Source organism: Elstera cyanobacteriorum, assembly GCF_002251735.1.
Taxonomy (GTDB): domain Bacteria; phylum Pseudomonadota; class Alphaproteobacteria; order Elsterales; family Elsteraceae; genus Elstera; species Elstera cyanobacteriorum.
In genome coordinates this window covers 34,096-50,400 of record NZ_NOXS01000033.1, presented here as the reverse complement: position 1 = coordinate 50,400, position 16,305 = coordinate 34,096, and the positions used below count along the sequence as shown (strand labels likewise).

21 protein-coding genes and 1 pseudogene are annotated in these 16,305 nt (G+C 63.0%); 9 read left to right on the top strand and 13 right to left on the bottom strand.

Annotated features, from left to right (window positions below; translation table 11 throughout):
* Positions 1-46: 46 nt before the first annotated feature.
* Positions 47-1,570 carry a YifB family Mg chelatase-like AAA ATPase gene (locus CHR90_RS12365; protein WP_094409331.1) on the top strand — a complete coding sequence of 508 codons (1,524 nt, stop codon included), beginning with the start codon at positions 47-49 and terminating at the stop codon, positions 1,568-1,570.
* 6 nt (positions 1,571-1,576) lie between these two features.
* On the opposite strand, the gene CHR90_RS12360 is transcribed toward CHR90_RS12365, so the two are convergent.
* Positions 1,577-1,981, bottom strand: coding sequence for a tautomerase family protein (locus CHR90_RS12360; protein WP_094409330.1), 405 nt, complete (start codon positions 1,979-1,981; stop codon positions 1,577-1,579).
* Between the two features lie 100 nt (positions 1,982-2,081).
* Between CHR90_RS12360 and CHR90_RS12355 the strand changes: the two genes are divergently transcribed.
* Both CHR90_RS12355 and CHR90_RS12350 read left to right on the top strand, forming a co-directional pair.
* Positions 2,082-3,008 carry a LysR family transcriptional regulator gene (locus CHR90_RS12355; RefSeq protein WP_094409329.1) on the top strand — a complete coding sequence of 309 codons (927 nt, stop codon included), beginning with the start codon at positions 2,082-2,084 and terminating at the stop codon, positions 3,006-3,008.
* A 12-nt stretch (positions 3,009-3,020) separates the two neighbouring features.
* Positions 3,021-3,779, top strand: a complete 759-nt coding sequence (locus CHR90_RS12350; protein ID WP_094409328.1) for a sulfotransferase domain-containing protein — start codon at positions 3,021-3,023, stop codon at positions 3,777-3,779.
* On the opposite strand, the gene CHR90_RS12345 is transcribed toward CHR90_RS12350, so the two are convergent.
* Positions 3,776-4,642, bottom strand: coding sequence for a LysR substrate-binding domain-containing protein (locus tag CHR90_RS12345; RefSeq protein WP_094409327.1), 867 nt, complete (start codon positions 4,640-4,642; stop codon positions 3,776-3,778). The genes CHR90_RS12350 and CHR90_RS12345 overlap by 4 nt on opposite strands.
* Positions 4,643-4,737: 95 nt before the next feature.
* Here CHR90_RS12345 and CHR90_RS12340 point away from each other — a divergent pair, with 95 nt between their 5' ends.
* Positions 4,738-5,640 (top strand): DMT family transporter, encoded by a 903-nt coding sequence (locus CHR90_RS12340; RefSeq protein ID WP_094409326.1) that lies wholly within the window; start codon positions 4,738-4,740, stop codon positions 5,638-5,640.
* A 79-nt stretch (positions 5,641-5,719) separates the two neighbouring features.
* Here the strand turns inward: CHR90_RS12340 and CHR90_RS12335 are convergent, their stop codons facing one another.
* The 7 genes from CHR90_RS12335 to CHR90_RS12305 are packed head-to-tail and all read right to left on the bottom strand — an operon-like array spanning position 5,720 to position 10,139.
* On the bottom strand, positions 5,720-5,908 hold the full coding sequence (locus CHR90_RS12335; RefSeq protein WP_188775369.1) for a hypothetical protein: 189 nt from the start codon (positions 5,906-5,908) through the stop codon (positions 5,720-5,722).
* 7 nt (positions 5,909-5,915) lie between these two features.
* Positions 5,916-6,254 carry an antitoxin Xre/MbcA/ParS toxin-binding domain-containing protein gene (locus tag CHR90_RS12330; protein ID WP_094409325.1) on the bottom strand — a complete coding sequence of 113 codons (339 nt, stop codon included), beginning with the start codon at positions 6,252-6,254 and terminating at the stop codon, positions 5,916-5,918.
* Between the two features lie 35 nt (positions 6,255-6,289).
* The gene (locus CHR90_RS12325) at positions 6,290-7,354 is read right to left on the bottom strand and encodes a CobW family GTP-binding protein (RefSeq protein WP_094409324.1); all 1,065 of its coding nucleotides are present in this window, start codon (positions 7,352-7,354) and stop codon (positions 6,290-6,292) included.
* Positions 7,351-8,361, bottom strand: a complete 1,011-nt coding sequence (locus CHR90_RS12320) for a WD40 repeat domain-containing protein (protein WP_094409323.1) — start codon at positions 8,359-8,361, stop codon at positions 7,351-7,353. The genes CHR90_RS12325 and CHR90_RS12320 overlap by 4 nt, the downstream gene beginning before the upstream one ends.
* Positions 8,361-8,936 carry a DUF924 family protein gene (locus tag CHR90_RS12315; RefSeq protein WP_094409322.1) on the bottom strand — a complete coding sequence of 192 codons (576 nt, stop codon included), beginning with the start codon at positions 8,934-8,936 and terminating at the stop codon, positions 8,361-8,363. The genes CHR90_RS12320 and CHR90_RS12315 overlap by 1 nt, the downstream gene beginning before the upstream one ends.
* Entirely contained in the window at positions 8,933-9,901 is a 969-nt protein-coding gene (locus CHR90_RS12310) for a CobW family GTP-binding protein (protein ID WP_094409321.1), read from the bottom strand. Before CHR90_RS12310 ends, CHR90_RS12315 begins: the two co-directional genes overlap by 4 nt.
* A gap of 16 nt (positions 9,902-9,917) precedes the next feature.
* Complete coding sequence (locus CHR90_RS12305; RefSeq protein ID WP_141210949.1) at positions 9,918-10,139, bottom strand: hypothetical protein; 222 nt, start codon at positions 10,137-10,139, stop codon at positions 9,918-9,920.
* A gap of 88 nt (positions 10,140-10,227) precedes the next feature.
* On the opposite strand from CHR90_RS12305, the gene CHR90_RS12300 reads away from it, so the two are divergent.
* Complete coding sequence (locus tag CHR90_RS12300; protein WP_094409319.1) at positions 10,228-10,680, top strand: urease accessory protein UreE; 453 nt, start codon at positions 10,228-10,230, stop codon at positions 10,678-10,680.
* Here CHR90_RS12300 and CHR90_RS12295 read toward each other — a convergent pair.
* Genes CHR90_RS12295 through CHR90_RS12285 form a run of 3 tightly spaced genes read right to left on the bottom strand, consistent with a single transcriptional unit; the run spans position 10,677 to position 12,813 of the window.
* On the bottom strand, positions 10,677-11,147 hold the full coding sequence (locus tag CHR90_RS12295) for a universal stress protein (RefSeq protein WP_094409318.1): 471 nt from the start codon (positions 11,145-11,147) through the stop codon (positions 10,677-10,679). The genes CHR90_RS12300 and CHR90_RS12295 overlap by 4 nt on opposite strands.
* A gap of 14 nt (positions 11,148-11,161) precedes the next feature.
* Entirely contained in the window at positions 11,162-11,902 is a 741-nt protein-coding gene (locus CHR90_RS12290) for a TIGR02186 family protein (RefSeq protein ID WP_094409317.1), read from the bottom strand.
* A complete protein-coding gene (locus CHR90_RS12285; protein ID WP_094409787.1) occupies positions 11,899-12,813 on the bottom strand; it encodes a sulfite exporter TauE/SafE family protein in 915 nt (304 codons plus the stop codon). Before CHR90_RS12285 ends, CHR90_RS12290 begins: the two co-directional genes overlap by 4 nt.
* A 196-nt stretch (positions 12,814-13,009) precedes the next feature.
* Between CHR90_RS12285 and CHR90_RS12280 the strand changes: the two genes are divergently transcribed.
* Positions 13,010-14,080 (top strand): saccharopine dehydrogenase family protein, encoded by a 1,071-nt coding sequence (locus CHR90_RS12280; RefSeq protein ID WP_094409786.1) that lies wholly within the window; start codon positions 13,010-13,012, stop codon positions 14,078-14,080.
* A gap of 41 nt (positions 14,081-14,121) precedes the next feature.
* Here CHR90_RS12280 and CHR90_RS12275 read toward each other — a convergent pair whose 3' ends face one another.
* Entirely contained in the window at positions 14,122-14,484 is a 363-nt protein-coding gene (locus CHR90_RS12275) for a group I truncated hemoglobin (RefSeq protein WP_212668682.1), read from the bottom strand.
* A gap of 386 nt (positions 14,485-14,870) precedes the next feature.
* On the opposite strand from CHR90_RS12275, the pseudogene CHR90_RS19700 reads away from it, so the two are divergent.
* The 3 genes and pseudogenes from CHR90_RS19700 to CHR90_RS19945 form a co-directional block, all read left to right on the top strand.
* Positions 14,871-15,554, top strand: a pseudogene (locus CHR90_RS19700) (nitrate- and nitrite sensing domain-containing protein); the annotation flags it as partial.
* Between the two features lie 24 nt (positions 15,555-15,578).
* A complete protein-coding gene (locus CHR90_RS19695; protein ID WP_267890188.1) occupies positions 15,579-16,082 on the top strand; it encodes a HAMP domain-containing protein in 504 nt (167 codons plus the stop codon).
* Positions 15,967-16,302: a transposase gene (locus CHR90_RS19945; protein ID WP_212668681.1), complete on the top strand. Its 336-nt coding sequence runs from the start codon at positions 15,967-15,969 to the stop codon at positions 16,300-16,302. The genes CHR90_RS19695 and CHR90_RS19945 overlap by 116 nt, the downstream gene beginning before the upstream one ends.
* Positions 16,303-16,305 lie beyond the last annotated feature (3 nt).

Sequence of the window (16,305 nt, the reverse complement as noted above, 5' to 3'; positions counted from 1 at the left end):
CGCGTGCAGTATCGTTCAGCACGCTCCCCTTTAAGATGCAGGGCCGATGTCCGTTTCGCCGATTGCCCGCGTTAAAACCGTCGCTTTCTCCGGCATCGAAGTGATCGACGTGGATGTGCAGGTGGCGATGACGGGCGGTTTGGTCGCCTTCACCATCGTTGGCCTGCCCGATAAGGCGGTGGCGGAAAGCCGGGAACGGGTGCGCTCCGCCCTCGCCGCCCTCGGCTTGGCTCTCCCCGCCAAACGCATCACGGTGAACCTCGCCCCCGCCGACGTGTTGAAGGAGGGCAGCCATTTCGACCTGCCCATCGCCGTTGCCCTGCTGGTGACGATGGGCATTCTGCCCGCCGACGAGGTAGCCGCCTTTCTAATGCTGGGGGAATTGGGGCTGGACGGCACACTCGCCCCCGTCTCCGGCGTGCTCGCTGCTGCGTTCGGGGCGGTGGAGCGTGATCTTGGCATCCTCTGCCCGGCGCCCTGTGGCGGGGAAGCCGCCTGGGCCAGCCCCGATCTGCCGGTGCTGGCGCCCGCCAGCCTGATGGACCTGATCAACCATATGAAGGGCACGGCACTGTTGCCGCGCCCGCGCGCCGAATTAGCGGAAGACCCGCGCCGCCCGCTCGATCTGATCGATGTCAAAGGCCAAGAAAGCGCCAAGCGTGCCTTAGAGATTGCAGCGGCGGGCGGGCATAATCTGCTGATGGTCGGGCCGCCTGGATCGGGTAAATCCATGCTAGCGCAGCGCCTGCCGGGCCTGTTGCCGCCGCTGTCGCCGCGCGAGGCCCTGAGCGTCGCGATGATCCAATCGGTCGCCGGGCAGCTCGCGGACGGCAAGTTGACGCGCCAGCGCCCATTCCGTGACCCGCATCATTCGGCCTCGCTCGCATCGCTCGTCGGCGGCGGGCATCGCGCCCGTCCGGGGGAAATCAGCCTGGCACATCACGGCGTATTGTTCCTCGACGAACTGCCGGAATTTGCCCGGGCAACGCTGGAATCCCTGCGTCAGCCGCTGGAAACGGGGCGTGTGACCGTCGCGCGCGCCAATGCCCATGTGACCTATCCAGCGCGGGTACAGTTGGTGGCAGCGATGAACCCCTGCCGCTGCGGTTTTCTGACCGATCCGGCGCGCACCTGCGGCAAGGCCCCACGTTGCGCTGTGGACTATCAGGCCAAAATCTCTGGCCCGCTGCTCGACCGTATCGATCTGCATGTGGAGGTTGCCGCCGTTTCTGCGCAAGACCTCGCCGGACCACCCGCGAAAGAGGATAGCGCCGTCGTGGCCGCCCGCGTCGCCACCGCCCGCGCGGTGCAGGCGCAGCGTTTCACCGGCATGAGTATCGCCACCAATGCCGAGGCCGATGGCGACCTGCTGACCGCCATCGCCCGCCCGGACGCCGCCGGACAGAGCCTGCTGACGGAGGCCGCCGACCGGCTGCGCCTGTCAGCCCGCGGCTATCACCGCGTTCTGCGCGTTGCCCGCACGCTGGCCGATCTCGCAGGGCGCGGGCAGGTCAGCCGCCTCGATATCGCCGAAGCCCTTGCCTACCGCAGTCGGACGGGCGTGGGTTAGCGGGGGCTAATCCCCCCCGCGCTGCTGCTGTAGGGCCATCGCGAAAACGCCATTGCCGACCGACCAGTCGGAATAATCATTCTCGTGACAGAAGATGAAGACATCCTTGGGGGACACGCCCGCGTCGCGCTGAAGATTGGCGGCGATACGGGCGTAAAGGTCGCGCTTCATCGCATCGCTGCGCCCGCGCCGCAGGGTGATTTCGACGACAACAGCCGCGTCGGATCGGGCGATGCCGTTGAAGTTACGGTCGTAAAAGTAATCGGCCTCGGCGTAGTCGCTGACCAGATTGAACAGCTCGTCCGCAGGCATGCCGATGGCATCAATCAGGGCTTGATGAATCCCCATGACGATCTTTTTTTTGAGATCGGCGCTGGTTCCGGCTTTAACGGCGGTACGAATAAAAGGCATCACTTCTCTCCCAATCGTCAAAAACTGCGCCATCCTGCGCCGCCAGACGCAGGGAAAGAAAACGATCCTTTCGGCAAATGATTATGCTTAAATCTCACATATGAAACGCGACCTGCCGCCCCTCACCGCCCTGCGCGCCTTCGAAGCCGCTGCCCGCCACGGTCGCATGACCGCTGCCGCCGAGGAACTGCACGTCACCCCCGGTGCGGTCAGCCGTCAGGTGCGGTTGCTGGAAGAGGTTCTGGGCGTCCCGCTGTTCGAGGGGCCGAAAAGCAAACCCCGGTTGACCGAGGCGGGCCGCACCCTTGCCCCCCGGCTCGCCGATGCTTTCGATGGGATCGAAGCCGCAACCCAAGCCGCCCGCGCGGTACAGGCCGCTGTGCTGGATGTTTCCTGCCTCAGCACGTTTCTGATGCGCTGGTTGATCCCGCGCCTCTATCGTTTTACCGCGCAGTTCCCCGGCATCGACGTGCGACTGCGCGCGGCAGAAGGGCCGGTCGAGCCCGAACGCGACCGCTTCGATGCCGTGATCACCATCGTGCCGGAAGGGCCGTTGGCGACGGGGGAGGAGCGGCTCTTCCCCGAATGGCTGGGGCCGGTCGGCACCCCTGCCCTCTGCGCTACCATCACCGGCACCGAAGACCTAACCCAGGTTCCCCTGCTGCACACAAAAACCCGGCCCGACGCCTGGACCGGGTGGACGCCCGCCCCCCCGGCGGGGGCGTGGTACGAGCATTATTATTTCACGCTGGAAGCTGCTGGGGCGGGCCTGGGCCTCTGTCTTGCGCCTTGGCATCTTGTCGCCACCGATATCGGGAGCGGGCGGCTGGTTGCCCCGCTGGGCTTTACGCGCAGCGGCTTCGAGTATCGCCTGAAAACCCGGCGGCACGCGGCGGCGGGCCTGGACCCATTCCGCACTTGGCTGAAGGCGGAAGCGGCAACCCAGGCGATGCCGGACCAATCCGCGCCAACCGATGACACCGGGCGGGAACGGGCTTACGCTGCCTCCTCCTTGCCCTCAACTTAGGCGCGCCCGACCATGTACCCCAACCTGTTTCTGCTCGGCGCGGGCAAATGTGGCACAACCTCCCTGCATCACTTGCTCGGGTGTCACCCGGATATTCATGCCTGCACCCCCAAAGAGCCGAGTTTCTTTTGCAGTTATTTCCAGGTGATCGCGGACCCGATTACTTATTTTTCGCTTTTTCATGCTGATACGCGCTATCGGGTCGATGCATCCCATGTGTATTTTTCCAACCCCGAGACGCCGCCGATTTTAAAGGGCCTGTTTCCGCAGGCGAGGTTTATCGTGATTTTGCGCGATCCCAAGCGGCGGGCCTATTCGCTCTATCAGCACATGCGCCGCGCCCAGCACGCCGACGGGCAGCCCATAGAACTTTCGGAGAGTTTTGCCGACGCGCTGTTCGCGGAAGATGATCGCTTCGCCTCGCCCGCATTCTTCCAGACCTGCCGACATTATTTTTATAATTTCATGTATGTTCGGTCGTCCTTGTTCGACCTTCAGATTGATCGCTATCTCAGCTTATTTCCCCGCGATCAGTTTCTCTTTCTGAGCCTTGCAGAGGTGAAAAATCAGCCGCAGGCGACGCGGGAAAAACTCGCCGCGTTTCTGGACATTTCCCCCAACGGGTTCGGCGACACGATCCCCGACGCGAACCGGGCGCCCGCCTATGCGCCCTACGACCCGGCCTGCGACGCTTTCCTCACCGAGCGCTTTGCCGGGTTGACGGATCGGGTCGAAGCCATGATTGGCCAACGGCTGGATTGGTCCTGCTAAGCCTGGGCCGCCTCTACCCCCAGGCCACCGATGACATGGCGGGCGAACAGCCGGGCGGCGGGGCTGAGATTATCGCGCTGATAAAGGGCGATGTCGGTTTCTGGCAAGGGCGGTAGCCCCTCTGCCTCCCCCAGCAGCCGGAAGCCGGACGGGATGGTGCCGCGCGCCAGTACCGTCACGGCCAGACCGGCACTGACCGCCGAGAGGATGCCTGCAAAGCTGGAGCCGGTATAGGCGATCCGCCAAGGAATGCCCGCGCGGTCCAAGGCTTCGAAGGCATGGGGGCGGAAGGCGCAATCTTCGGTGAAAAGGGCGAGCGGCAGCGGGCGCCGGTCTTCCAACCGATGATCCGCCGCCCCTACCCATTGCAAGGGTTCGCGTCGGATCAACTGCCCCTCCGCCGCGCCGGGCAGGCGGGTACACAGCACAAGATCGAGCTGATCGACGGCGAGCCGCGCGCGCAAAACCTGACTGCAGGCACAATGCACTTCCAGCGCCACGCGCGGCTGAGCGCGGGTAAATTCCGCCACCAACGGGGTGACGAACGGGCCTTCGTAATCGTCGGGCACGCCGAAGCGGATCAAGCCTTCCGCGCCGATGGCAAGCAGATCATCGACCGCCGCATCATGGTCGCGCAGCAACCGGCGCGCATGGCCGAGCAAACGCACACCGTCTTCGGTCGGATGGGCACCATTGCGCCCGCGCGTTAACAACCGCCGCCCCAGCATCTCTTCCAGCCGTTTGATCTGCGCCGTCACAGCAGGCTGGCTGCGCCCAAGCTTGTCCCCCGCCAGCGTGAGACTAGCGTGATCGACGGTGGCGACGAAGCAGCGCAGCAAATCGATATCGAGGGTCGGTCGCATCACAAAACCTGATGAAATTATCCATTCTATTGCTTTGATCTATGCTAGACGCGCCCGCATGCTGTGGCTAGACCTTTCCTTGGGGGAAACGCACGATGACCAGCCCCAGCCTAACCCTATCGATGACAACGCGAGGCGGCATGAGCCGGACGCAGTGTTTTCTTCTTCTGATGCTCGCCCAGGTCGCCATCGGCGTTGGGCCGCTGATGGTGCGGCAGGTCGATGTCGGCCCGGCGGATAGCGCTTTCTGGCGCCTATCGCTCTCGCTGCTGGCCTGGGTGGGGATTGCCCTATTCTTGCCGCGCGGGAAAGTTGGCCTGAAGCCGGGGGTGAAGGCCGCCAGCCTCCTGCTGGGGGCGGGCATCGCCTTTGCCGCCGACCTCACCACCTATCACTTCGCCCTGATGCACACGGCGATTGCCAATGCGACCTTTCTCGCGAATCTCTCGCCGCTGCTGGTCGCCCTGGGGGCCTGGGCGCTGTTCGGGGAAAAGCCTGCCCGCCGCGCGCTGATCGCCCTGGCCGTTGCCCTGCTGGGCGCCGCCATTATGACCGGCTTTCCCCATAAGGCCGGGACGATCGCTTGGGGCGACGGCCTCGCCCTCATCGCCTGCCTGTTTTACACGCTCTATCTGCTGCTCACGCGGCGGTTGGCGGGGGCGGTGAGTGATTGGACGGTGATCCTGTGGACCAGCTTTGGCTCGGTCGCCGCCGCGCTGGTGCTGGCCGCCTTCCGGGGCGGCGTGACCTTCCCGCACAGCGCGAGCGGTTGGGCCGCCGTCCTCGGCCTCGGGCTGATTTCGCAGACGATGGGCCAGGGCCTGACCCTCATCACCCTCGCCCGCCTGCCCGCCGCCTCCGGTAGTCTGATGCTGCTGGCGGGGCCGGTGGTAGCGATGCTGAGCGGCTGGGCGGTCTATGGCGAAACCCCCGGCCTCGATCAGGCGCTCGGCGGCGCCGTGATCCTAGCAGCGCTAGTGCTGGCGCGGCGGGGTTAGGGGGATGCCGCCGACCGCCAAGCCGTCCAATCCACCGGCTCCGAGGTTTGGACGTCTAGATCACCTGGGCTAAGCCGATCTAAAAAGAGGCCAAGGACGTGTAGAGCACATCGAAGTGGCCGGGATCCCAACGGCCACGGGCGGAGGCCCCTTCGAGACCATCCCGCCCTTCCCGGACGATGCGCCAGGCATCCCCCTCGAAGGCGACGCCGGGTTGAGCATCCAGGGCATCAAGAAGGTCGAGATCGCGCGCCTTACGGTTCGTCATGGGATGGTCAGACGTAGGCCCCCGCCTCTAACCGTTCGATGACGCTTAACACCTCCTCGGTCCGATCCGCAGTGATCAGATCAATCGCCCGCTCGCCGTTCAGCATCGGGTGCCTTGCGTGTAACCACAGGCGGGCTTCGTCGGCAGTATAAAAATCCGACAGCCGCTCGACCACATACCGGAGATCGGCGATCACCGTTTGCGTGTGCAGATTGGGCGTACCAGTCCCATGCGACCAACGGGAGACAGTCGCCGTCGAAACATCGACGATATTGGCAATATCCTTACCCTGAAGGCCGCCCCGGGTGCGAAGGTCGTCAAGAATACGGGCAACCGCAGCGCTCATGATGCAGGCCTCTCTGATCTGGAATCATGCGCCCCCTAGCCCACCACCTCGGTCAATTGCTTCAGCGATTTTTCCAGCAACTCCCGTCCAATATCGCGCGTGATCAGCACGATGCGGCTGCGGCGGTCGTCGTCCGGCCAAGCGGGGAGCGGCACCGGCGGATGCAGCAGGTGTTGGACGCCGTGGAGCACCAGGGGCGTCTCCTGCCCCCGAACGTTGAGGATCGCCTTCAAGCGCAGAATATCCTCGCCGCGATAGGCGGTCAGGGATTGCAGCCAGAGGGTCACCGCTTCCCACGGCACGGGCGCGTCCAATGTTAGGCAATGGGCGGCGATGCGGTCGTCATGGCGGTTGATGTCATGGTGGTGATGATGATGCCCGTGGTCATGCCCATGATCATGGTCATGATGATGATCGTGCCCATGATCCTCATAGGCTTCCGCCTGCAGCCAGCGGCGCACGTCGAGGCTTTTGGTCGCGGGGTTCCACAGACCGCTTTCCAAAAGCTCTGCCGCCGAAACATCGGCTGGCAGGATCGGCGCTGCGGGATTGAGGGCGTGCAGCCGGGCTTTCAGCGCGGCAACCGCCGCTGGATCGGCAATATCCTGCTTGGTCAGCACGAGACGGTCGGCAACGGCGGCCTGTTTCAGTGCTTCCGGCTGGGCGGTCAGGGTTTGATCGCCGACCACGGCATCCACGGTGGTCACCACGCCGTCGAGCCGGTAATGGGCCGCCACCAGCGGATCTTGCATCAGCGTGTGCAGGATCGGCGCCGGATCAGCAAGACCGGTGGTTTCGATCACCACGCGCTCGAACTCCGGCACCGTGCCGCGCACCCGGTCGATGGCCATCTGGCGCAGGGTTTTCGACAGGTCGGACTGGATCGTGCAGCACAGGCAGCCGGAGGCCATCAGCACCCGCTGCTGCCCCGCCTCTTCCTCGATTTTTTCGATCAAATGATGGTCGAGGCCGATTTCGCCGAACTCATTGATCAGCACCAGCGTATTCTTCAACGCCGGATCGCGCAGCAGCCGGTTGAGCAGCGTCGTTTTCCCCGACCCGAGAAAGCCGGTGAGGAGGGTAACGGGAAGCAGGCTCATGCTTGCGGTCCTGGCACGGAGAAGACGATCGCCCGGCCATCGTCGGCCCCGGCGATCAAATGATTGCCGTTGCGCGCCCAGGCAAGGCAGGTCACCGGGCCGCGCTTCGTGACCTGCACCTTGCCGCCCGCCTGGGTCTTGAGATCGACCATGGCGAGCGTGCCATCTTCGAACCCGCAGGCGACGAAATGGCTAATGGGATGGGCGGCAACGCGCGTGACCATGACGTTGCGGATTTCCACCAGTTCCAAGGGCGCCCGGCCTTCCGGCCCTGGCCCGTCGAACGGCCACGCCACCATCACGTCAGCGCCGGAGGTGCAGAGCCACTGCCCATCGGCGGAAAAGGCCAGGGATTTCACCTTGCTCTGATAGCCGGACATGCGCATCTCGCGCTTTTCATCCAGCCGCCAGCCGTGGACATCGCCTTCCTGAGTAGAGGTGGCGACGATGGTGCCTTCCGGGTTGATGGCGACGGCGAGATGCGAGCCTTTCCACACCAGCTTGCGCGGCTCCGCCGACCCGTCGAGCGCCCAAAGCGTCGCGCCGTTATAATGGCAGGCAACCAGCTTATCGCCATGCACGGCGATATCCATCACGGTGCTGTCGTGCGGCCCCAAGCGCGCGGTTTCCGTACCGGAGGCATCGAGCAGGATAACCTGCTTGCCCAGCGCATAGGCGATGCGCCCGTCCGGGAACGCGGCCATCACCTCGATCCATTGATGGGGGTGCTTGGCCCATTCCACCGGCTCGCCCTCGGTGGGAATGCGCATAATCCGCCCATCTTCCCCACCACTAACGTAACCGCCCTCAGGATGCGCGACCAGGGCCGTCAACCCGCCCTTATGCACCTGGGTTTCGCTCGATACCTGCTGATCGACCGTGGCGAAGGGAATGCGGCGCAGCTTGCCGTTTGCCTGACCGAAAGCGCCTTCCGTGCAGTCCCAGGCCACCGTAGCGCGGGTCAGATAGCCATCGAATTTCCAATTGGTGCGCGAGGCGTTTTGCATCAGAAGGACGATCCCGGTTCTTGTAGAAACTCAATTTCTTCCAGCGTGCTCTCCCGCCCCAGAATATCGTTCCGGTGCGGGAAACGGCCGAAGCGGGCGATAATGGCCCGGTGTTTTTCGGCATAGTCCGCAGCCTTGGCGGCCGCGATCTGCGAGGATTCGGTCTCAAGACCGAGCATCAATTCTACGCATTTTTCTTGCAAGCCAAGATCTTCAGCATGTTCGAACGGTAGGTAGAAAAAGAACCGCTCCAGCGGTGTCAGCTTGCGATCATAGCCGCGCTCCAGCCCCAGCAACGCCACCTGCTGCCCGCGTGGATCGCCGGAAAAGGCGCGCGGGGTGTTGCGGTACGCATTGCGCGGGAACTGGTCGAGCAACAGGATCAGCGCCAGGGCCGAGCGGGGGGCATCCTCCCAGGCGGCCAAGCCGCCCGTCAGCGCCTGGCCGATCTCGATTTGAAACCGGCGGGCGATTTCCTGATCGAACTCCGGGTTCTTTTCGAACCATTCGGCGCGAAAAGCCTGCGGCTCCGCAGGGCCGAACCAGAAATCGAGGATCGCCGCCGAACTCGTCACACTGTCACCCCTTGCGCGCAGTTCAGGAACCCTTCGCGCAGGGCGTCGGCGTCAAGGTCGCGCCCGATGAAGACGATGCGGCTATCGCGCGTATCGCGCCCCCGCCACGGGTTGCCCCAGGAATGGTTCATCTGCATGTGAACGCCCTGGAAGACAAAGCGGCGGTTGGACCCGGCGACGTTCAGAATCCCCTTGGAACGGAAAATATCCTGGCCCTTCAGGCGCAGCAGTGTGCCGATCCAGGCTTCGAATTTATCGGGGTCGATGGGTTTTTCGGTGGTGATGCCGACCGACACCACATCATCCTCGTGATGATGGTGGTGATGCTCCAGGAAATGCGGTTCCTGTTCCAGAATGCGATTGAGGTCGAAAGCGCCGCGATTGAGGATCAGCTTCAGGTCGATTTCGCTGTTCTTGGTATGATGCAGCGGCGCGAAGGCGTTGATCTTGCGGATACGCGCCTCGACCTTCGCCAAATCCTCCGGCGACACGAGATCGACCTTGTTCAGCAGCAGCACATCGGCAAAGGCGATCTGCTCCACCACCTCGTGCCCATCATCGACGTGATCAAAGAAATGCTTGGCATCGACCACGGTCACGATGGCGTCGAGCTTCGCGGCCTCCTTCACCTCGGCATCGACGAAGAAGGTCTGCGCGACCGGGGCCGGGTCGGCCATGCCGGTGGTTTCGACGATGATGCCGTCAAACTCCCGCCCGCGCCGCGTTAGCCCGCCGATAATGCGGATCAAATCGCCGCGCACGGTGCAGCAAATGCAGCCGTTGTTCATCTCGAACACTTCTTCGTCGGACTGGACAACCAATTGATCGTCGATCCCCAGTTCGGCGAACTCATTGATCACTACAGCATATTTCTTGCCGTGCGGTTCGGTCAGAATCCGGTTCAGCAGCGTAGTCTTACCCGCGCCCAAAAAGCCGGTAAGAATGGTGACGGGAAGTTGCAGCATCGAAAGTCTCGCTTGGTTAACGGCGGTGTCGGGTCACATATCGGGCGGCAAGGCCGCAAATTAAAGCCGCCAGCGGCACGCCCACCGTCAACGGCCCCATGACGGCAAAGCTGGGCGCCGGGCGCGTATAGGCGGTATAGATCAGCATCAGCGCGACCCAGAGCGCCGATCCTAAGATCCAGACGAGAAGAAGATTATAGCGCCCCGGCGGGGAATGGTGATCGGCCATCATTTTCATCCGCAATTCCTGTGCGACATAGGTGCCGCACCCGGCGAGGCGGGGCAAGGGGCTTGCAGGAAAAAGCGCGGATTCATACTCTGCCCGCATGGCACTTGTTCCGATCCAGCAGATCAAATTGAGCGGCACCTGGGCGCTGGCGGCGGCGGCGGGCGTGGTGTCCGTTACCCATAAGCAGCGGCACGGGCGCCAGCGGCTGAAACTGGGCGCCGATACCCTGGTGGTGACGGTACCGCGCGATCAATTGCTCGGCGACGGCGACGCGCTGGTCACCGAAACGGGCACCCATTATCTCGTGCGGATGGTGCCGGAACGGGTGCTACTGGTCAGCAATGCCGAAGCCGCCGTCACCGCCCGTTTGGCGTGGCACCTCGGGGCGCGCGGCGTTCCGGTGGAAATCCAACCGGGCGGCATCGTTATCCCCGATAGCCCCGCCAATCGACGGCTGGTGGCGGGGCTGGGCGCAGAGAGCGAGCCCGCCAAACGGGTGTTTACGCCGGAACTGTCGGAACTGATCCGCCCGCCCCGGCGGCGGGGTTAGGCCAAAAGCGCTAATTGCGCGTCGGTCAGCGCCCCCGGCACAATCGTAATCGGCACGCGCAGGCGCCCGGCAACCCGGCCCGCGACGTGGGACACCAAAGGCCCCGGCCCTTCCGATCCCGTCCCCGCGCCGAGAACGAGGATGGAGATCGACTGATCCTCCTCGATCAGCCGCAGCAGCTCCTCCCGCCGGTCGCCCTCACGAATATAGAGCGCCGGAATCCGCCCGGACCAGTCGAGCGCCTCGCCGCCTAAGCGCTGCAACACCTGTTCGGCCTGCTCGCGCTTTTCGGCGCGGATCAGATGTTCGATCGAAAGCCACTGCTGGCCGACCACCGGCTCCATCACATAGAGCAAGGCCACATGCCCCCCAGTATGGCGGGCGCGCAGGCAGGCGAAATGCAGGGCGGTGTTGAGTTCCGGGCTATCGTCAACGACGACAAGGAAAATCCGATGCTCGCGCGGCATAAAGCCCCCCTTGATCAGCGGTTACGGAACGCCCAGAAGCCAAGGCCGCCCATCAGCACGGCAAGACCGAGCGAGGCGACCGCATAGGCCCAAGGCAGTGAGTAGGCCCAATCATGCACATCAGCAGCAAGGCCGATCTGGCTGGTGATCAGCGGCGTCGTCAAGGCGCCAATCACCTGGTGATCCTTGACCGCGAAGACCGTCACTTGAAACGGGCCGACCGGCACATTCGACGGCAGGGCGAAGCTGACCTTGAACAATCGCCCGCCCAGCAGGCGGATCGGCTCGTTTTTCTGAACGATCAAGCCGCGCTTGGCGAGTTCGCCGATCACTGCCGCCCGGTCGCTATCGAGATCGCGCGGGGCATCGGTCGCGCGAACGGGTTCAAGGCTATTCTGCAAGGCCGTCAAGCCGATGCGGTTCTGGTTGAGGTCTTCGAGCGACAAGAGGCTCGTCACCGGCTTACTGGCCGCCAGCCCATAGAAGCCCGGAACCTGGGTAAAGCGCTGTTCCGCCCCATTCAACCATAGACCGAAATTGCGTTCCTTGCGGCGCAGGCCAAGGGTTTGGCCGGGGCCGCGCAGCATGACAATCACATCACTGTTAAACTCGTCCACCATGCCGAAGACGGTGATTTCCGTTCCCGAAAAGCCGGTGGTGATGGCGACCAGCGGGTGCGTTACATCCGCCAACACCGCTTGGGCGCGGGCGCCGGTCGGCAGCCAGAGAAGCAGCAGGATCAGCAGGCGCCTCACCGCAGCACCTCTAGCCCATAGAGATCGCTGGGGGTCAGGATCAGGTCGAAGAACAGCTTTACCGCCACCGCAAGAATGAGGGCCGACATCAGCATGCGCGACTGTTCGCCCCGCAGGTTCATGCCGAAACGCACGCCGATTTGCGTACCGATAATGCCGCCGACCAGTAGGATGAGCGCCAGGAAAACATCAACCGTCTGGTTGGTGACGGCTTGCAGCAGCGCCGTAATCGCGGTGACGAAGATGATTTGGAACAGCGAAGTTCCGGCGACCACGCTGGCGGGCATGCCGACGATATAGACCATCGCCGGGATCATGAAGAAGCCGCCGCCCACCCCCATGATCGCCACGATCACCCCGCCGAGAAAGCCGATGGTGAGCGGCACAAAGACGGAGATATAGAGGCGGCTTTTCGGGAATTTCAGTTTCCACGGCAGCCCGTGCATCCACAAATGCTGATGCAGCCGCCGCAACGCCGGGGCGGGGTTCTTAGCGGCGCGATAGGCCTTGATGCTTTCCACCAGCATCAACCCGCCGACCGAGCCGAGCACCAGCACGTAGAGAATGGAGATCGCGGCATCAATCTGCCCCAAGCGCTGCAAGATCCCGAAAATCCAAACGCCCAGCGCCGACCCGACGACCCCGCCGCCCAGCATCACCCCGCCCATGCGGGTATCGACGCCGCCGCGCTGCCAATGGCTGAGCACGCCGGACAGCGAGGCGCCGACAAGTTGATTGGCCTGGGTGCCGACGGCCACCGCGGGCGGCACCCCCAAAAAGATCAGGATCGGCGTCATCAGAAAGCCGCCACCGATGCCGAACAGCCCGGAAATGAAACCAACGCCGCCGCCCAAGGCCAGCAGCACCAGAATATTCACCGACATTTCGGCTATGGGCAGATAGACCTGCATTCCGCTCACCCGCAGCATACGCGCGGGCTAGCTTAGGGGCGATTTGCGCGGCGGACTCAGGCTTTTTCGGCATACCCGGCATTTCGTCGATCATACCCGGCAAATCGCCGATCATTTTCGCTTTTTCGCCGTTTCGCCGGGTGGTCCGCCGACGCGCCCCGCCAGCACACTGCCGCCATCAGAACAGGAGGCAGGCATGCACAAAATTCTTATTCTCGGCGCGGGCCGCATCGGCACCTCGATGGCAGCGCTGCTGCAAGGCACCGGCGACTATCAGGTGACGATCGGCGATATTTCCGCCGCCGCACTCACCGCCGTCGATGTGCCGGGCGTTGCGACGCGGCAGGTCGATTCGACCGATGCCCATGCCCTGGCCGAAGCGATGAAGGGCCAAGGGGCCGTCGTCGGCGCCGGACCGTTCGCCGTCAACGTCCATATCGCCGAAGCCGCGCGCACCCACGGGCTTGATTATTATGACGTGACGGAGGATGTCGCCGTCACCAACCGCGTCCGCCATCTGGCCCAGGGCGCCACCACGGCCTTTGTACCGCAGTGCGGTTTGGCGCCCGGCGTCATCTCCATCGCCGCCCATGATCTTGCCTGTCAGTTCGATAGCTTGCGCGAGCTGCGCCTGCGTGTGGGCGCCCTACCGAAGTTTCCCGCCAATGGTTTGGGCTATAACCTGACCTGGAGCACCGAAGGGCTGATCAACGAATACCTCAACCCCTGCGACGTTATCATGGGCGGCCAGCGCGTTGCTGTGCCGCCGATGGAGGGGCTGGAGCATTTCGCCATCGACGGGATCGACTATGAAGCCTTCACCACCTCCGGCGGGGTCGGCAGCCTGTGCGAGACCTATGAGGGCAAGGTCGAAACCCTGACCTATAAAACCATCCGGTTCCCCGGCCATTGCGCGGCGATGCACCTGATCCTTGAAGATCTGAACCTCAAAAGCCGTCGGGGCTTGCTGAAAGAGATTCTGGAAGGCGCCATCCCGCAGACGCGGCAGGATGTGGTCGTCGTCTTTGTCACGGCCACCGGCTTCCAGCAGGGGCGCCTGATGCAGACCAGCTTCGCCCGTTCGATCGGCGCGCAAACCTGGGAAGGGCGCGACTATAGCGCCATCGAGCTGACCACGGCGGCGGCGGCCTGCGCCGTCATCGACCTGAAGAACGGCGGACATTTGCCGCAAACCGGCTTCGTGCGCCAGGAAGACGTGGCACTCGACGCCTTCCTCGCCAACCGTTTCGGCAAGGTCTACGCCTAATCGAGGCGGCGGCGGAGGGCTGCCCTCCGCCGCCGCACGGTTTATTGATTCAGCACATCGGCTTTCGTGGAGGCCGCCGTCGTCATGATCGCGCTCACCAACTCAGCCGGAACCTTCAACTGCTCCAAGGTTGCCTGGAGGTGCCCGGCAACGGCATTGAAATGCGCCTCGTTCAGCCCCCGCGCCACGAGATGCTTATGCCCCTCGCGCAAATCTTTGCCGTCGTAATCGGACGGGCCGCCAAACACCATCGTCAGAAACGCCACCTGCTTGGCGCGCTGGCGATCCAGGCTCACGCCCTCAAAGAACGGCGCCAGGGTCGCATCCTGCAAAATCCGATCATAGAAAATATCCACCGCCGCGCGAACGGCACCCGCCCCGCCAATTTGTTCGTAGACGCTCATGCTCCCCTCCATTTAAGCTGCATTTTATATGCATAGTATCGAATGGGCTTGGGGGAGCAATCCAAATTTTGCATTGATGTCGAAAACCGGGTCACATCTTTGTCACATCGCACAAAAGCGATTGATAAAGAGCAATTTTTGCTCCTTGCATCGTCTGGAGATCGTTAGAGCATCGGCGGCATCGCGAAACTGACTAGTGCATCAGTTTTTTGCGATCTTCTCACCCCGCCGCCGTAATACTTATTCTCGGGTTTCCCACCCGTCAGACAACTACGGTTTCGGCATTTCCGTAAATTTTTACTTAAATAAAGCCCAACCTTGACCCTTCGATAAGCCGCAACGAATATACAGGAAATATCGACACCCCCTGCGGATCAGGCCGATCTATGTGGATTCTTCGGGCGCTCAGCTTTCGCATTTATCTGGCGGTCGCCATTCCGACGGGCGCTTTCTTGATCGTCAGCGGGCTGGCCATTACCGATAAACTTGCGGTGAATGGCCAGATGCGGCACCTGAAAGAACAGGTTTCCTTCGCCACGGCTGCCGGGGCGATCATCCACGAATTGCAGAAGGAGCGCGGCGCCTCCTCGCTCTATCTCGGTAGCAAGGGGCAGCAGTTCGGCCCGGACCGCGAGACCCAACGCACACTCACCGACACGCGCCTTGCCGCCGTCATCGATTAAGCCGACCGGCTCCGGGCGGCCAAGGGGGAGAGCGCGTCGACGATGCGGGAGGCCTTAGCCGGTCTTACCGAGAGCCGGCGCAAGATCAGTACGCTCACGCTGAAACCCCAAGAGAGTTTTGCGTATTTTACGCAGACCATCCGCCTAACGCTCGATCAGGTCTATGGTCTGGGGAAAGCTGATCACGGTGACTTGGCCGCTGAAATTCAGGCCTATCTGGCCTTCATCGAGGGCAAGGAATGGGCGGGGCAGGAACGCGCTACCGGGTCGGGCGGGTTTGCCGCAGGCCGCTTCGACCCGCCACTGCTTCAGCGACTGGTCGGCCTCGCCCATTCCCAAAACGCCGCTTTTGTGACCTTCAAGGCCCGCACCGACGCCCTTCAGGCCGAGGCTATCGCCGCGCTTAAATCCATGCTTCTGCGCACAAGCGCGGCCATTGTTATCGTTCTGCTGGTTGACACGCTCATCGCCCGGCGCATTTCCAGCCCCATCGTGGGAATGACCGAAGCGATGACGCGGCTGCGCAAGGGCGACCTCAGTCTAGCGATCCCCTATGCCGACCGGCGCGACGAAATTGGCCACATGGCCCGGGCCTTGGCGATTTTCCAAGAATCGATGCAGACCAATGCCCGCCATCAGGCCGAGCAAGCCGCCACCGCCGACCAGCGCGAGCAGCAACGGCAGCGCCTCGAAACCCTCAGCGCTACTTTTTCTGATGGGGTAGATAGTCTGATCGCGGCGGTCGAAGACCTGAATACCGCGATGATCGATGCCGCCAATGCGATGGTTGTTGGCGCCCATGAAACCAAACAGCGGCTTTTCGACGAAAACCCACGCCCGCGCAGACGATCAGGGATGCCCTCTCGGCTTAATCCTGACAGGCGGAGAGGCTTCCGACTACAATGCTGTCTCTGACCTGCTGGCGATGCCGGTTGGCAAACCGAGGCGGTTTCTTGCCGACAAAGGTTTTCTACGCGAGGAGTTGCTGCTCCAACGGACCAGGCCGGTCATCCCGCCGAAGGCCAATCGGAAAACCCCGCCCGCCTGCGACTTCAGAACCTACAAGGATCGAAATGGTTACCATACTGTTGTCAACAAGACCCAGTTTTGTCCGGGTAACTCATTTGGAGGCTAAAAT

Coding starts and splice junctions, on each gene's coding strand:
- CHR90_RS12335 (WP_188775369.1), bottom strand. CDS start 5,908: ATGACGAACCGTAAGGCGCGCGATCTCGACCTTCTTGATGCCCTGGAT.
- CHR90_RS19695 (WP_267890188.1), top strand. CDS start 15,579: ATGCTTCTGCGCACAAGCGCGGCCATTGTTATCGTTCTGCTGGTTGAC.
- CHR90_RS12330 (WP_094409325.1), bottom strand. CDS start 6,254: ATGAGCGCTGCGGTTGCCCGTATTCTTGACGACCTTCGCACCCGGGGC.
- CHR90_RS12350 (WP_094409328.1), top strand. CDS start 3,021: ATGTACCCCAACCTGTTTCTGCTCGGCGCGGGCAAATGTGGCACAACC.
- CHR90_RS12365 (WP_094409331.1), top strand. CDS start 47: ATGTCCGTTTCGCCGATTGCCCGCGTTAAAACCGTCGCTTTCTCCGGC.
- CHR90_RS12285 (WP_094409787.1), bottom strand. CDS start 12,813: ATGCAGGTCTATCTGCCCATAGCCGAAATGTCGGTGAATATTCTGGTG.
- CHR90_RS19945 (WP_212668681.1), top strand. CDS start 15,967: ATGAAACCAAACAGCGGCTTTTCGACGAAAACCCACGCCCGCGCAGAC.
- CHR90_RS12355 (WP_094409329.1), top strand. CDS start 2,082: ATGAAACGCGACCTGCCGCCCCTCACCGCCCTGCGCGCCTTCGAAGCC.
- CHR90_RS12310 (WP_094409321.1), bottom strand. CDS start 9,901: ATGCTGCAACTTCCCGTCACCATTCTTACCGGCTTTTTGGGCGCGGGT.
- CHR90_RS12360 (WP_094409330.1), bottom strand. CDS start 1,981: ATGCCTTTTATTCGTACCGCCGTTAAAGCCGGAACCAGCGCCGATCTC.
- CHR90_RS12320 (WP_094409323.1), bottom strand. CDS start 8,361: ATGCAAAACGCCTCGCGCACCAATTGGAAATTCGATGGCTATCTGACC.
- CHR90_RS12305 (WP_141210949.1), bottom strand. CDS start 10,139: ATGAAAATGATGGCCGATCACCATTCCCCGCCGGGGCGCTATAATCTT.
- CHR90_RS12295 (WP_094409318.1), bottom strand. CDS start 11,147: ATGCCGCGCGAGCATCGGATTTTCCTTGTCGTCGTTGACGATAGCCCG.
- CHR90_RS12275 (WP_212668682.1), bottom strand. CDS start 14,484: ATGAGCGTCTACGAACAAATTGGCGGGGCGGGTGCCGTTCGCGCGGCG.
- CHR90_RS12325 (WP_094409324.1), bottom strand. CDS start 7,354: ATGAGCCTGCTTCCCGTTACCCTCCTCACCGGCTTTCTCGGGTCGGGG.
- CHR90_RS12340 (WP_094409326.1), top strand. CDS start 4,738: ATGACCAGCCCCAGCCTAACCCTATCGATGACAACGCGAGGCGGCATG.
- CHR90_RS12300 (WP_094409319.1), top strand. CDS start 10,228: ATGGCACTTGTTCCGATCCAGCAGATCAAATTGAGCGGCACCTGGGCG.
- CHR90_RS12345 (WP_094409327.1), bottom strand. CDS start 4,642: ATGCGACCGACCCTCGATATCGATTTGCTGCGCTGCTTCGTCGCCACC.
- CHR90_RS12280 (WP_094409786.1), top strand. CDS start 13,010: ATGCACAAAATTCTTATTCTCGGCGCGGGCCGCATCGGCACCTCGATG.